This window comes from Nonomuraea sp. NPDC050022, from assembly GCF_044460705.1.
GTDB lineage: Bacteria > Actinomycetota > Actinomycetes > Streptosporangiales > Streptosporangiaceae > Nonomuraea.
Genome location: NZ_JBITKE010000016.1, coordinates 1 through 13,147 on the forward strand (window position 1 = coordinate 1; position 13,147 = coordinate 13,147).

The window sequence follows — 13,147 nt, forward strand, 5'->3', positions numbered from 1 at the left end:
TCCCGCGGTCCCCGCGCCCGCCGCCACCAGCCCGGCCGCGCCCGGGATGAGGATCTGCCCGGTACGGTTGCGCGGGGGGGGGGGGGGGCGGCGCCCCCCCCCCCCCCCCCGGGGGGGGGGGGGGGGGGGGGGGGGGGGCCCCCCCCCCCCCCGCCCGGCTCACCAGTCGCTACTGGTGAGGCTCACCTCCTCCGGGGCGCGGCCGGGGGTGCCGGTGCAGACGTGGTTCTTCTCGGTTCCCGAGTGGTCCCGAAGTTTGGTCAGGCAGGTGCCGAGGGCCCGCTGGCCGTAGTAATTGGGGTGAATGGATTCCTGACTCTGGCCCTGGGATTCCAGGACGACGAGGAAACGAGTCCATTCGCTGATGTCGCCGGGCAGCGGGTTCTCAAGAGAGTTGGCGGCGGTGGCTTGCTGCGCACGGTTGGCGCAGACCTCGTGGCCGTCGAACAGGTTGCGCAGGTCGAGGAATTCCACGTTCTGGGTGCGGGCGACGTCCTTGAGCATGTCGGAGATCGCGGGAATGACGGTGTTATGGGCCCAGTCGGAGTCGTCGTTGAACATCGGGCAGCCGCCCACGGTGAAGCGCGAGTCGCTGAACTCGTGGTAGCGGTTCTGGTCGCCCAGCGGAACGGGAGACGGGTAGGACTGCAGGACGAGCCGGTAGGAGCCATCGGCGTAGTGGGCATCGGTCATGGCCCGCTTGATTTCCTGGACGGCCTGCTCGACCTTGGGCTTCGTCTTTGCCAGGCCGTCACGGAAGACGGGCTCCTGGTCCACGTGGCAGTGCTCGATCCCATGCTGCTTCTGCCATCTCTTGACGCATTTCTCAAGGACGGAGGCGAAGCCGAGGTCGTTGCCGCCGATGGACAGGACCACCAACTCGACCTTGTACCGCTTGGCGGCCCGGCGGAGCTGGTCGGCCTGGGGAGGCTCGCCCTTGAAGGATTTCCCGCCCGCGTCGGCCCCGATCACGTTGACGGTTCTGGCGCCGGAGCAGGCGAGGTTGATCCGGCGCAGCACGTTGATGGCCGCGCTCTGGATCTCGGCCGAGTCCGAGCGGTTGCAGCCGTTGTCGAAGGACTCACCGTAGACGCGCCGGCCGTCGTGACCGCACCGCAAACCGATCGCGGTGCAGTTGTAGGCGGCGCGGTCGGTCCCCCAGCGGTCACCCCGGTTGCTCGCCGGTACGGCATTGCCCTTCCAACGGCCGGCCTCACCGGAGATGTAGCTGTCACCGAGGGAGACGACGGCGGTCCGGTCCACAGGTCTGTCGAGAACGGCCACACCGATCGGAGACCGGCCGACGTTGATGGTGGTGACCTGCTCTTTGGTGGCGGTGTTGATCACTGACACGCTGTCCGACCGGTTGTTGGTGACGAAGGCGCGCGTGCCCGCGGTGTTGATCGCCACACCACTCGGTGACTGACCGACCTGGATGGTGCTGGTCTCCTTGTTGGTGGCGGTGTCGATTACCGAAATGGTGCCCGAGAAGTGGTTGGCGACGTAGGCGAAGGTGCCCGCAGGGTCGATCGCCACCGCGATCGGATGGTCGCCGGCGCGGATGGTGTCAGTGACCTTGCTGGTGGTGGTGTCGATCACCGACACGAGATTGGGGTTGGCCGCCCCATAGTGCGTCACGTAGGCGCGGGTGCCGCCGGGCGTAACGGCCACACTCTTGGGCCAGGACTTGACGCCTATGGTGGTGACATTGCTGGTGGCGGTGTCGATGACCGACAGGCTGCTCGACCCGTAGTTGGTGACGTAAACGCGGGTGCCGTCCGGGTTGATCGCCACACCGGTCGGAAAACGACCGACGGCGATCGTGGTGACAGAGGGCGGGGTGGCGGTGGTGTCGATCACTGACACGTTGTCCGAGCCGCTGTTGGCGACGTAGACGCGGGTGCCGTCCGGGTTGACCGCCACACCACTCGGCGAACGACCGACGTCGATCGTGGTGACGGCCTTGGTCTCGGTGTCGACCACCGACACGTTGGCCGAGGTGCTGTTGGTGACGTAGAGGCGGGTACCGGCCAGGTTGATCGCCACCTGGCTGGGAGCTCTGCCGACACCGACGGGCGTGACGGTCTTGTAGAACGTGTCGACCAGCGACACGTTGTCGGAACCGCTGTTGGCCACGTAGAGGAAGTCCTGAAGCTGTGGATCGGCGGACTTGGTCAGTTGTGGCTCTGTGGCCGCCGCCGCGGACTGGGTCAGTCGTGGGCCGGCGGTCGCCGGCGCGGATTCGGCCATGGGCACCGCCAACCCCGCTGCGACGACAACCCCCGCCGCCAACACCCAGACCCGGGACGGCCGCACCGGCCGATCTCGTCTGCCAGATGGTGGCCTGCGGCGGTCCCCTGCCGCCTGTCTCGTCTGACGTCTCAGCATCGAACCCCCGTATTCCGTAATGAGGGTCCTGTTCTAGCCAGGACGGCATCTCGCTCAGGGGGGCGACGCGCCTGGAAGAGGTTTCCTGGCTGATCATTGGCAGGTTACATAGTCGCCACCGCCGGTCACAGCGTCAGCGCGGCTCCGCGCCGTCGCCGCGTACGATCTTGTAGAGCCCGTACAGAGCCTCCAGACCGCCGAGGACCATCAGAACCAGCCCGACCTTCGTCGGTGTGAACACGAAGATCTCGGTGTCGAGCCCGAACAACCACAGCGCCAACCCGGCGGCGAAGACGGTCAGACCGGTGAGGAATGTCTTACGGGCGGGGGCCATGCGGATCTCTTTCGATCATGAGGGACGCGGTGCTGAAAACGCTAATCAACTACCACCGTTTGAAGCTGGTGGTTTGCTCTCGCGGTCCCGTCTGGCTGAAGGGAGGCCGGTAGCGTGTGGCTGGTTGATGGCAGCCCAGCCCGCTATGCCGCGTGTGGCGATGTTGCGGGCTGCGATGTGGTCGGCGTGCCCAGCGAGGCCGCACCTTTGGCAGACGAACCGGCCCCGCGCCGGCCGGTTCGCCCTGCTGACGTGCCCGCATTCCGGGCAGGCCTGGGAGGTGTAGGCGGGGTCGACCAGCAGGAAGGCGACTCCGGCGCGGGCGGCCTTGTAGCGGGTGAAGGTGATCTGCTGGGCGAAGGCCCAGCTGTGCAGGGTGCGCCGCTGGAGCCGGTGAGCCCTTACCCGCTCGCGGATGCCCTGCAGATCCTCCAGGGCGATGCCGCGGCCGGTGCGTTCGGCTTCACGCACCACAAACGTCGAGATTTGGTGGTTGAGGTCGGTCATCATCCGGTTCTCACGCCCGGACAGACGGCGCAGCACCCGCCGCGCCGCAGACGTGCCCTTCTTCTGCAGCCGTCGGCGCTGACGGTGCCGCCGCTCGCGCAGGGTGCGGACGTGGCCGTTACCGCCGACCGGCCCAGGCAGGGCCGGGCCGGGCAGCACCGCACCATCGGAGGTGACCGCCAGGTTCACCACCCCTTGATCAACCCCGACAAAGCCGCCGACCGGCTCACGCACCACCGGCTTGGGCAGGGTGACGGCGACCTGCAGCAGCCACACGCCGCGCCGGTAGATCAGGTCGGCCTCGCCGAGAGGCAGCGTGTCGATGGCTTTGAGGTCTTCTGGCCGGCCGGTGTAGGGGAGGGTGACGCGGCCGGTGGGGGTCCACAGGGACACGGTGCGGGCGTCACGGTTGAAGCTCATCAGCCGGGCGTCGTAGGGGACCGCGCCGTGCGGGCGGAAGATGTGGGCGCGTTTCTTGCTGGCGCGCCGGTTGGCGTAGGCGCCGGCGACCCGGGCGATCGCCCGCACGGCCGCTTGCGCACCCAGCCCAGCCACCTGCCCGCGCACCTCGTAATAGGCCAGCCGATGCAACTCCACCACGGCGAAGACGCGGTGCTGCCAGGCCAGCCGGGACACGACGGTGGCCGCCTGATTGCACAGCAGCACCGCCGCCGCCAGCGCATCGCCCTGAACCGGTGCGGGTGTGAGCCGCAATTGCACGACGGTGGGCAGGCCGTGGCGTTTGGTGGCGGAGCGGCGGATCGCCATCGCACACCTCCTGTCACAGCGTCCTCACTCACCGCACACATTACCGAACGTGACCGATAGTTTCCATACTGTTTTCGAAAGGAAGGGTGGCGCTTCCTCCCGCCCCTGAAGGACCGGGTCTCCGCGTCACCATTCAGATGAAGAGCCAGATCGGAGGCTTCCTGCGCGTTGAGGAGATCGGCCTAGATTCTTCGGGTGACGCCACTCCTTGCCTCTGGGCGGTTTGGGCTGGCATCATGCCGAACATGATCGAGAGAATCGAGTCCTTCGTCCGCCGGTGAGCGCGATGACCGAGCCTGGACCGCTCGGACCCCGGATCAGCCTGTTCGAGTACGCGCTGAGCCTGCACCAGCTAGATCCGAACTCTCCTCTGCCGCGTGACGGCGACCCGTACCCCGACGAGGAGCAGTACCGCCGACGATCGCGACGAGATATGCCAGAAGATCAACGGCTGGTCGGCGTGGATGTCGCCGTGATCCCGGACGGGCACTTCGCCAGAGCCGATGCACCGCCCAGCGAACTCGCCGATGCCTTCCACGACGTTGACGTCCCGATCCATCGCAACGAGCACATCGCCGCCGCAGCGCTGCGGGCGGACGCACAGCGTGTTCAGCAGACCGGGTGATGGCTCGTACGCCACAGCGGCGATCGGCGCTCCGCCGTCGTGGGGCTGGCGTTGCTCGCCGCCGATTGGGCGGAAGAGGACATCCCGCTGATCCGGACGATTGGGCTGCTGTCGAACTGGTTCGGTCCGTTGGCCGCCGATGCCCTGCGACGACGCCATCGTGGTGGCCAGGAGGCACTGATGTGGCTCGCTCAAAGGGTCGTCGGATGGGGACGGGTCTACGTCATTGAGGAACTCTGCCGGGGGAGCGCGTCGTCCAAGGCGCGCCCATGGCTGCTGCGTCACTTCTGCGACGGCGACTTCCTCAACGGCTACTTCGCCGGCCAGGTCGCCACCTCCGCTCACCTCCACGAAGCGACCACCGGGCCCGATGTCGACGACGACCTGATCGATCACACCGGCCGACTACTGAAGACCATGGCCGACTGCGGCGGCATGGGTCTGACCCTGGAGCGCTATCCGCTGGCACGCATCGTCCTGGACGCGTACGTCGGTCATCTCAGCCGCCAGACAGCGACCCTGAACAGGTATGTCGACGCCGCCATGATTGCCGACCACCTGGCCCAGAAACCGGCGGAAAGACTCGGTTACACCCCCGAACAGCGAGACCGCCTCGTACGCCGGTACCTGGCAGTGCTCGACCGGGAGGACTGGTGCGAGACGGTTCGCGCGGCCCATGACCCGGACAGCGACTTCTTCGCTTGGTTCGCCGGCAACGTAGCAGCGCGGCTGCGTCTACGAGCGTTCACCGATCCCAACACTGAGAAATCATGAGTAAGGCCCTCCGCTTCGCCCGGGACCAGCTGATTGGAGCGGGATTTCCACATCATTAGCGGGGATAGTGCCGCCCAATCTCCTCGAGCGCCAATGCCCAGGGATAAGTGTCCAGATTCTCTCCTCCGGTCTCAGCGGGAGGTGGCTCGAATTGGCCGGGGCCGAGGAGGACGGGGACGCCTTCGGCGCGCAGGCTTTCGACGCTTCGGAGAAAGGGGTAGCGGGAGGCTAAAGCGCTGCTGACGAAGGGCAGGACGACGACGGGAATGCCCAGGCCGGGCGCCTCGGCGAGGAGGCCGAGAGCGTAGGTGTCGGCGATGCCCTGGGCGAACTTGTTGATGGTGTTGTAGGTCGCGGGAGCAACGATGATCGCGTCGGCTCTGGGGGGTTTCGGCTCGTGCGGCTTGCGGTACTGGCTGCGGACGGGGCGGCCGGTCTGCCGCTCCAGTTCGGGGACGTTGATGAAGTCCAGGGCGGACGGGGTGGCGACTATCTGGACCGTCCAGCCCTCGTCCTGCGCGTAGGTGACCAATCGGCCGACGTCGGCGGCGGCTCCTGCGGCGCACACGATGATGTAGAGGATCTTGCTGGATTGGATCACGTGAGGGCTCCCGGCTGCGCGGCATACTCGCGGGCTTCACGCTAGACGCTGAGTCGGCGGCCTGAGACCAAGCCCGATACGTTCCTCAGGTACTCCCGCCTCTTGGAGAGGAACCACGCCCCTCGTGAACGTCGGCATCTTCGGGCAAGCCGCCGGCCTGTTCGCCGTCACCAACATCGACGACATCGTGATCCTGGCGCTGTTCTTCGCCCAGGGGGCCGGGCACCGCGGCGCCACCTCGCGGATCATTCTGGGGCAATACCTCGGGTTCGCCGCCATCCTCGTCGTCGCCATCGCCGCCGCTTTCGGCGCTACCTTCCTGCCCGAGCCCGTCATCCCGTACCTCGGCCTGCTACCGCTGGCCTTGGGTCTCAAGGCCGGCTGGCAGGCGTGGCGCGTCCACGTCAACGGCGAGGACGCCGACAACGAGCAGGCCGCTACGGGTGGACCCAAGGCGTTGGAGGTCGCCGCGGTCACCTTCGCCAACGGCGGCGACAACATCGGCGTCTACGTCCCTGTCTTCGCCACCGCTGGTCTCGGCGGCATGAGCGTCTATGCCGTCGTCTTCCTCGTCCTGGTCGCCGTCTGGTGCCTGGCGGGCAGGTTCTTCGCCACCCGACCCGTCATCGCCAAGGCTCTCAGCCGGTGGGGGCACATTCTCCTGCCCATCGTCCTGATCGGGATCGGCCTGCTCATCCTCGTCCAAGGCGGAGCCTTCGGCCTCTGACCGGGAGTGCGATGGCCACAACGTGGCTCGCTAGCGCGCGACCAAGGAGTCGTGCTCCGGTGATGGCTGTGGGGCGGAGCGGGCTTGGCGGTACCAGTCGAGAATCTGCTCACCGGTCCAGAACTCGACGTCCTGGTGGGCGCGGATGTGCTGCAGGGCCTGCTCGAAGTACCTCAGGCGGTGCGGTGCGCCCATGATGTAGGGGTGTACGACCAGAGCCATGACCCGGGCAGACTCGGCAGAGTCCTTGTACAGCTGGTCGAACTGGTCGACCGCCCGCTGGAAGTACTCACGAGCCGGATGGTGCTGGATCAGCATCATCGCGACGTCGTTGCACTCCTGGGTGTAGGGAATGTTGACGATGGGCGAGGTCCGGGTGGCCAGCTCCACGGGTTGGTCGTCCAGCACCCAGTCGCATACGTACTCATATCCCTCCTCGACCAGGATGTCCGGCGTCTCCCAGGTCTCGGTCAGTCCGGGGCCCAGCCAGCCCCGTGGCCGGGCACCGGTCACGGACTCGATCGCCCACGTGGTGGCCTGGATGTCGGCTCGCTCGTCCTCGACCTTCTGCATGTTCTTCTGGGTGAACCCGTGGCCGAGAAACTCCCATCCACGATCTCGCGCCGCCTGCGCGATCTGCGGGTAGTCCTCGACGGACTGGCCGTTGATCGCCAACGACGCTCGTACGCCCTGGCGGTCCAGGGACCGGAGCATGCGCCAGAAGCCGACCCGGTTGCCGTACTCGTGCCAGGCCCAGTTGGGCACGTCGGGTGCCGGGATGCCACCGGCCGGAGGGGTCAGGACGGTCCGGGGCATGGGATCGGTGTCGGACCAGGTCTCGACGTTGACGATGACCCAGACCACCATTCGCTTGCCATCGGGCAAGGCGAGTGCGGAGCGGCCTTCGATGGGGTCGTACTCGAGCCGTTCACTGGGACGCATGGGCGTCTCCTTCGCTGATGGTCACGGTCAGGGCGGGCAGGCCGGTGATCTCGACGCGAATCTGGTCACCGGGGCGTACGGCGGCGACGCCGGCGGGAGTTCCGGTGTAGATCAGGTCGCCGGGCATCAGGCGGTAGGAGTGGGACAGCTGGCTGATGATCTCCGGAACATTCCAGATCATCAGGTCCAGGCTGGTGTGCTGCCGTTGGCGGTTGTTGACGCTCAGCCGCAGTTCCCCGGACAAGGTCGAGACGGCCTTCTCGATGGGGAGGATCGAGCCGCAGGGCGCCGAGTGGTCGAAGGACTTGCCGGCCTCCCAAGGACGGGCCATGTCGCGGCAGTCACGCTGCCGGTCGCGCCGGGTGAGGTCGATGCCGGCGGCGAGGCCGAAGATGTGCCCCGGCGCGTCCTGCGGGCTGATGCCGGACCCGGCCGCGCCGATGGCGACGACCAGTTCCCCTTCGAACTGAAGATCCTCCGTTTGAGGCGGGTAGGGGATGGCGGAGCCGTCGGGGACGACAGCGTCCGTCGGCTTCTGGAAGAAGAATGGTTTGTCGCGTTCGCTGCCCTCCCGCATCTCCTGGATGTGGTCGAGATAGTTCCGCCCGACACAGTAGACGCGACGGACCGGGAAGGACTTCGGCCTTCCGACAACGGGCAGGGTGGTCTGGGCGAGTTGCCAGAGCACAGGTGCGGTCATGGGTCAGTGATCCTGAGTCGTAGTGGTTTTGCTGAACAGGTGCGGGTGCAGGGTGAGAGCGAGGACGGCGCCGAGCACCGAGAAGCCGACGATCTGCACCATGCCCGCCGTGATCCAGTCGGTGGCCGAGACCAGGCGGCTGAACAGCAGACCGGCGACGCCGGCGGCGACATAGATACAGGTGACGAACAGTCCGGCCGCGCGGCTGACGTTCTCGCTGTTGACGGACTTGATGAGGTAGCCGGCCGCGGCCACGTACACACCGCTGCTCGCGAAGAGCCCGAACAAGAACGAGAAGGTCGCCTGCCAGGACGTCGAGCCGGGCCCGAGGAACAGGGCACAGCCGGACGCCGCGACACCGAGGTTGAGCGCCGGCAGCACGATCCGCGGACTCCACCGGTCGACCAGATGGCCGCCGAGTGGTGAGGCGAACGCCGCCAGTCCTGACAGCCCGATGACGAACCCGGCCCCGCCGGGGGTGAAGTCCAGTTGCTCACGGAGATAGCTGGCGTAAAGGCCGATGAACGCGAAATCGGCAAGACCGAAGAGCGCGACGATGGCGGCGAGTACGAGCGGGTTACGCGAGAGGAGCGTGTCCGCGCCACCGATGTGCGGGGACTGGCTCGCCGACGAGTCGACCTCTGTGAATCGTGGCGACACCAGCACCACGATGGCCAGCGCGAGGGCAATGCCGATGGCGGCGAACACGAGCATCGGCGCCCGCCAGGTGCCGTGACTCTCGAGCAGGCCGCTGCCGAGTGACGGGCCGATGACCGACCCGGCGGCGAAGGCCACGTTGACGCTGCCGATGGCCACGCCGCGACGGGCCGGGAACGCGGTCGAAGCCACGGCGATGATCATCGCGAGCTGCAGCGCCTCACCGACTCCGGACAGCACGCGCCACAGCACCATGTCCGTGAACCCGAACGAGGCCGTGGTCAGGGCGGTCGCGAGCGAGAACACGACGGTGCCGGCCACGATCGTCCGTTTGCGTCCGAGCATTCGCTGGAGCCGTCCGGCGGGTAGGCCCGCCAGCCCCATCCCGATGGCGAACACGGTGGCCTGCAACCCGGCCGCCTCGAGACTGAAGCCGTACTCGCCACGCACCTCGACGAGCAGGATCGGAAAGACCATGCGGTCCATGGCGTTGACGGCGTAGGCCAGCAGCAGCAGGCCGAACATCGCGACCGCGGCTCTGGGAGCCAGGCCTTCCCTTGGCGAGGGCAGGATGGAGTGGGGGGTGGCGTTCATCGTGGTCTTCCTTCATCCGCGATCGTTGGGGGATCCGAGATGGGCTGGGACGGGGTGCCGGCGCCGTGGGCCGGCCAGTCGCCGGCCGCCGCGGCCCTGCGCAGCAGCGCGTCGCGGCGGGCGGCGGCCACGAGGACGGGGTTGTCCGCGTCGTCGGTGGGCTCAAGCCGTCCGTGTCGCTTGAGAATCCGGCCATCGGCGATGACGGTGTCGATGTTGTCGACCTGGCCCGTGTAGACCAGCGCCTCGACCGGGTCGCCGGAGGGGACCAGGTTGATGTCGGACGAGCGCAGGATCACGAGGTCCGCGCGCTTGCCGGGGGTGACCGAACCGACGATCTCCTGCAGTCCGAGATCCTTGGCACCGTCGATCGTCGCGAACTGGAGCAGCCTGCGCGGTGTGACCGTACCGGAGCCGGTACGGGCGGCCTCAACCGAAATGATCGTGCGCAGGTGCCCGAGTATGTCGGCGCTGGTCGGCATGGCGAGCGTGTCCAGGGAGAGCGATACCCGCACGCCGGCTTCGAGGAGTTCCGTGAGCAACGGGAACCCCATGGTCCGCATCTCCGTGATCGGGCTCAGCGACACCCGGGTCCGAGTACGGGCAAGCGCGTGGATGTCCTGCTCGCTGGCATGGACGGCGTGGACGATCTGTACGTCCTCACCCAGCAGTCCGAGCTCTTCGAGGCGGACCAGGCCACAGCTGCGGCAGCCTTCCTCACGCAGGCATCGATCGCAGTGCATGGTGATCGGCAGGCCGAGTGACCGCGCCGCCGCCCACTCGCGCTCGTACACCTCTGGAGGGGTGCGGTAAGGGCCACGCAGGGCGACGCCGAAGTCCAGTCGGCCGTCGAGACGGTCACTGGACCAGCGCGCCCGCAGCGCGGCCAGGTCGTCCAGGTCGTTCGTGCTGCTTGGGGCGGCCGAGTCGGGGGGACCGTAGGAGAAGCGTCCGCGCAGGCCGGAGTCCAGATGCGCCTGGATGTTGGCGTCGGCGTCGCGAGGCCCGCGAACGTTGTGGTCGAAATTGTGCACCGTGGTGATGCCGCCGCTGATCGCCTCGGCCAGCCCGAGACGGGCCGCCCAGTAGAAGTCGTCCAGCTCGAAATGCGGCGCGAGCGCACGCTTGACCGTGAAGTAGTCCGTTCCGGGCCGGTCGCCGACCGTGCCGCGCAGGAGCGAGTTCCACAGGTGCCAGTGGGTGTCGACGAAGCCGGGAAGGGTGACTGTTCCGGCCGCGTCGATGATCTGCGCGTCGCCGGCCTCTCGGTCCGGGTCGTGCGGGCCGACGTCGATGATCTGACCGGCGCGGATGAGGATGTCGGCGGATGGAACGTCCCCGATGGCGGGATCCATCGAGATCACGTGCGTGCCCGCGATGAGCAGGTTGTGTCGTTGACGCATGGTTACCTTATGAAGAGTGCGACGGACAGGACGAGACCGGCGCCGACGATGAGCCAGCGAAGGTATCGGGGTGGCACGCGCCGGGCGAGGACCACTCCGCTTCGGCCACCGGCGAGGCCGGTGAGCGACATGACGGCTACCGGGATCCATTCCACCGGCCCGAACATGGTGAAGCACAGCGCGGAGACCGAGCCGACGAGCAGTGACAGGGCGCCCTTGAGGGCGTTGAGCCGGTGCAGGTCCGCGGCCACGAAGGCGCCGAGGACGGCGAGCATCATCACGCCGAGCCCCGCGGCGAAGTAGCCGCCGTACATCGAGACCGCGAACTGGCCGATCAGCAGCCCGCGCCCGCCGCCGGCGGCTCTCGCTTTGTCGAGACGTCCCGCCACCATGCCTTGCAAGGCCAGGGCGATGACCGACACGAGGACCAGAACCGGGACGATGGATCGGAACTGCTCCGCCGGCGCGCCGAGCAGGATCGCCGATCCGCACGCCGCGCCGGCGACACTCACCGCGGCGAGTTGCCGGATCTTCGGGCCGACTGTGCCCAGTTCGTCACGGTATCCGACCAGCCCGCCCACATAGCCGGGCAGGGTGGCCAGCGCGCTGGTGACGTTGGCCGCCACGGGTGAGTAGCCCATGGCCAGCAGTGTGGGAAACGAGATCAACGAGCCGCCGCCGGCGACCCCGTTCACGGCACCGGCCAGGAAGCCCGCAACGGCGAGAACGGTCAATCGCAGGGGGTCCAGCACGGCGCTCCTTGTCTCGAATGTCTGGGTACTAAGTATCCACTGCATGCAATGCATGTCAAGGATTCATTCGGCGTTCACAAGGTCGACTGATTTGCATGCAGCGTATACTGAGCGAATGGCGATCTCCTCGGACTCCCAGCCCGGTAGCGCCCACGCGGTGTACGTCGCACTGCGCCACAGATTCTCGGATGGCGAATTCGCGCCTGGTCAGCGGCTCACCGAGACCGCTTTGGCCGCGGACCTGGGGGTCAGCCGGACGCCGGTGCGCGAAGCGATCGGCAGGTTGCTGGCCGAAGGGCTGGTCATCCCGGCGGCGCGAGGGGTCGCCGTCGCGGCGCTGACCTCAAGAGAGGCGCAACAGCTGTTCGTACTGCGCGCCGATCTCGAGGCGCTGGCCGCGGAGCTGGCGGCCAAGCGGCAGGCGCATGGCGAGCTCGCCCCCATCGAGGTCGATGCCCTCGATCGAGCCGTGGACCAGGTCGAGATCGCGGTGAAGGCGCAGGACGCGCGCGCTTCCGCGCAGGCCAACCTGGCCTTGCACCGCGCCATCGGAGCCGCGGCGGGCAACGCTTTCCTCGAAGACGCCCTGCACCGTGTGTGGGATCGAATCGCGGTCACCACCGTGGCGAACCTGGATGACCCCCACTGGGCCGGTGCGATCACCGAACAGCACCGCGCCATCGTCGCCGGAATCCGCGCCGGAGACCCGGAGACCGCCCGGCGCGCGGCCAAGGCGCACATAGAGGCGGCTGGTCGCGCGTATCGGCCGGTCACGTGAGGTCAGAGTAGGAACCGGCCTCGGCCCGTCATGACCCAATAGATCGCCTCAGGCCTGATCATCGAGCTTCGCGGGCCGCGGCGCCTCGAAGCAGGCGAGCCAGGTGGTGAGCAGCGACTCCAGCTGGGCGGCCTGCTCGGGTGTCAGGCCGTCGAGCAGGCGGCGCTCGTTCGCCACGTGCTCGGTGAACGCCTGGTCGAACAGTTGCCGGCCGGCTCGGGTGAGCGCGACGACCCGGCCGCGCCCGTCGCTCGCGCTGCGCTGGCGGGTGACCAGACCGGCGCGTTCGAGCCGGTCGATGCGCTTGGTCATGGCGCCCGTGGTGACCATGGTGTGCGCGGCCAGCTCGCCGGGCGCGCGTTCGTAGGGCGCTCCAGCGCGCCGGAGGGCGGCGAGCACGTCGAAGTCTCCCTCGCCCAGCCCGTACTGGCGGTAGACCACGCACAGCCGCTCGGTCAGGTGACCGGCGAGGCGGTGCAGCCGTCCGATCACGCCCAGTGGGCTCACGTCCAGGTCGGGCCGTTCGCGGGCCCACGCCTGCTGGATGCGGGCGACGTGGTCGAAGTCGTTCGTCACGATTCCAATATAGCTTCCACG

General features: G+C 67.8%; 14 protein-coding genes. 4 read left to right on the forward strand and 10 right to left on the reverse strand.

What is annotated here, in order from left to right; genetic code table 11:
• Window positions 1-159: 159 nt before the first annotated feature.
• The 3 genes from ACIBO2_RS48785 to ACIBO2_RS48795 all read right to left on the reverse strand — a co-directional run bounded on the left by ACIBO2_RS48785 (window position 160) and on the right by ACIBO2_RS48795 (window position 3,997).
• Window positions 160-2,250: a beta-propeller fold lactonase family protein gene (locus tag ACIBO2_RS48785; RefSeq protein ID WP_397304528.1), complete on the reverse strand. Its 2,091-nt coding sequence runs from the start codon at window positions 2,248-2,250 to the stop codon at window positions 160-162.
• A gap of 271 nt (window positions 2,251-2,521) precedes the next feature.
• Window positions 2,522-2,722 (reverse strand): DUF5708 family protein, encoded by a 201-nt coding sequence (locus ACIBO2_RS48790; protein WP_358552164.1) that lies wholly within the window; start codon window positions 2,720-2,722, stop codon window positions 2,522-2,524.
• 45 nt (window positions 2,723-2,767) lie between these two features.
• Complete coding sequence (locus ACIBO2_RS48795) at window positions 2,768-3,997, reverse strand: RNA-guided endonuclease InsQ/TnpB family protein (RefSeq protein ID WP_397304529.1); 1,230 nt, start codon at window positions 3,995-3,997, stop codon at window positions 2,768-2,770.
• 277 nt (window positions 3,998-4,274) lie between these two features.
• Here ACIBO2_RS48795 and ACIBO2_RS48800 point away from each other — a divergent pair, with 277 nt between their 5' ends.
• Both ACIBO2_RS48800 and ACIBO2_RS48805 read left to right on the forward strand, forming a co-directional pair.
• Window positions 4,275-4,622: a hypothetical protein gene (locus ACIBO2_RS48800; RefSeq protein WP_358552160.1), complete on the forward strand. Its 348-nt coding sequence runs from the start codon at window positions 4,275-4,277 to the stop codon at window positions 4,620-4,622.
• A 39-nt stretch (window positions 4,623-4,661) separates the two neighbouring features.
• Entirely contained in the window at window positions 4,662-5,396 is a 735-nt protein-coding gene (locus ACIBO2_RS48805; RefSeq protein ID WP_397304531.1) for a hypothetical protein, read from the forward strand.
• A gap of 55 nt (window positions 5,397-5,451) precedes the next feature.
• On the opposite strand, the gene ACIBO2_RS48810 is transcribed toward ACIBO2_RS48805, so the two are convergent.
• Window positions 5,452-5,997: a flavoprotein gene (locus ACIBO2_RS48810; protein ID WP_397304532.1), complete on the reverse strand. Its 546-nt coding sequence runs from the start codon at window positions 5,995-5,997 to the stop codon at window positions 5,452-5,454.
• A gap of 124 nt (window positions 5,998-6,121) precedes the next feature.
• On the opposite strand from ACIBO2_RS48810, the gene ACIBO2_RS48815 reads away from it, so the two are divergent.
• Window positions 6,122-6,724 (forward strand): cadmium resistance transporter, encoded by a 603-nt coding sequence (locus tag ACIBO2_RS48815; RefSeq protein WP_397304533.1) that lies wholly within the window; start codon window positions 6,122-6,124, stop codon window positions 6,722-6,724.
• 30 nt (window positions 6,725-6,754) lie between these two features.
• On the opposite strand, the gene ACIBO2_RS48820 is transcribed toward ACIBO2_RS48815, so the two are convergent.
• The 5 genes from ACIBO2_RS48820 to ACIBO2_RS48840 are packed head-to-tail and all read right to left on the reverse strand — an operon-like array spanning window position 6,755 to window position 11,772.
• Complete coding sequence (locus ACIBO2_RS48820; protein WP_397304534.1) at window positions 6,755-7,666, reverse strand: polysaccharide deacetylase family protein; 912 nt, start codon at window positions 7,664-7,666, stop codon at window positions 6,755-6,757.
• Window positions 7,653-8,366: a fumarylacetoacetate hydrolase family protein gene (locus ACIBO2_RS48825; RefSeq protein WP_358552150.1), complete on the reverse strand. Its 714-nt coding sequence runs from the start codon at window positions 8,364-8,366 to the stop codon at window positions 7,653-7,655. The genes ACIBO2_RS48820 and ACIBO2_RS48825 overlap by 14 nt, the downstream gene beginning before the upstream one ends.
• 3 nt (window positions 8,367-8,369) lie before the next feature.
• Window positions 8,370-9,617: an MFS transporter gene (locus ACIBO2_RS48830; protein ID WP_397304535.1), complete on the reverse strand. Its 1,248-nt coding sequence runs from the start codon at window positions 9,615-9,617 to the stop codon at window positions 8,370-8,372.
• Window positions 9,614-11,020: an amidohydrolase family protein gene (locus ACIBO2_RS48835; protein ID WP_358552146.1), complete on the reverse strand. Its 1,407-nt coding sequence runs from the start codon at window positions 11,018-11,020 to the stop codon at window positions 9,614-9,616. Before ACIBO2_RS48835 ends, ACIBO2_RS48830 begins: the two co-directional genes overlap by 4 nt.
• A gap of 2 nt (window positions 11,021-11,022) precedes the next feature.
• Window positions 11,023-11,772: a sulfite exporter TauE/SafE family protein gene (locus tag ACIBO2_RS48840; RefSeq protein ID WP_397304536.1), complete on the reverse strand. Its 750-nt coding sequence runs from the start codon at window positions 11,770-11,772 to the stop codon at window positions 11,023-11,025.
• A 115-nt stretch (window positions 11,773-11,887) separates the two neighbouring features.
• On the opposite strand from ACIBO2_RS48840, the gene ACIBO2_RS48845 reads away from it, so the two are divergent.
• The gene (locus tag ACIBO2_RS48845; RefSeq protein WP_358552142.1) at window positions 11,888-12,550 is read left to right on the forward strand and encodes a GntR family transcriptional regulator; all 663 of its coding nucleotides are present in this window, start codon (window positions 11,888-11,890) and stop codon (window positions 12,548-12,550) included.
• A 48-nt stretch (window positions 12,551-12,598) separates the two neighbouring features.
• On the opposite strand, the gene ACIBO2_RS48850 is transcribed toward ACIBO2_RS48845, so the two are convergent.
• On the reverse strand, window positions 12,599-13,126 hold the full coding sequence (locus ACIBO2_RS48850) for a MarR family transcriptional regulator (protein WP_358552140.1): 528 nt from the start codon (window positions 13,124-13,126) through the stop codon (window positions 12,599-12,601).
• Between the last annotated feature and the right edge of the window lie 21 nt (window positions 13,127-13,147).

What these genes read in the sequence shown, in the direction of transcription:
- ACIBO2_RS48785 (WP_397304528.1), bottom strand. Translation starts at nt 2,250, where the DNA reads ATGGCCGAATCCGCGCCGGCGACCGCCGGCCCACGACTGACCCAGTCC.
- ACIBO2_RS48790 (WP_358552164.1), bottom strand. Translation starts at nt 2,722, where the DNA reads ATGGCCCCCGCCCGTAAGACATTCCTCACCGGTCTGACCGTCTTCGCC.
- ACIBO2_RS48795 (WP_397304529.1), bottom strand. Translation starts at nt 3,997, where the DNA reads ATGGCGATCCGCCGCTCCGCCACCAAACGCCACGGCCTGCCCACCGTC.
- ACIBO2_RS48820 (WP_397304534.1), bottom strand. Translation starts at nt 7,666, where the DNA reads ATGCGTCCCAGTGAACGGCTCGAGTACGACCCCATCGAAGGCCGCTCC.
- ACIBO2_RS48825 (WP_358552150.1), bottom strand. Translation starts at nt 8,366, where the DNA reads ATGACCGCACCTGTGCTCTGGCAACTCGCCCAGACCACCCTGCCCGTT.
- ACIBO2_RS48830 (WP_397304535.1), bottom strand. Translation starts at nt 9,617, where the DNA reads ATGAACGCCACCCCCCACTCCATCCTGCCCTCGCCAAGGGAAGGCCTG.
- ACIBO2_RS48835 (WP_358552146.1), bottom strand. Translation starts at nt 11,020, where the DNA reads ATGCGTCAACGACACAACCTGCTCATCGCGGGCACGCACGTGATCTCG.
- ACIBO2_RS48845 (WP_358552142.1), top strand. Translation starts at nt 11,888, where the DNA reads ATGGCGATCTCCTCGGACTCCCAGCCCGGTAGCGCCCACGCGGTGTAC.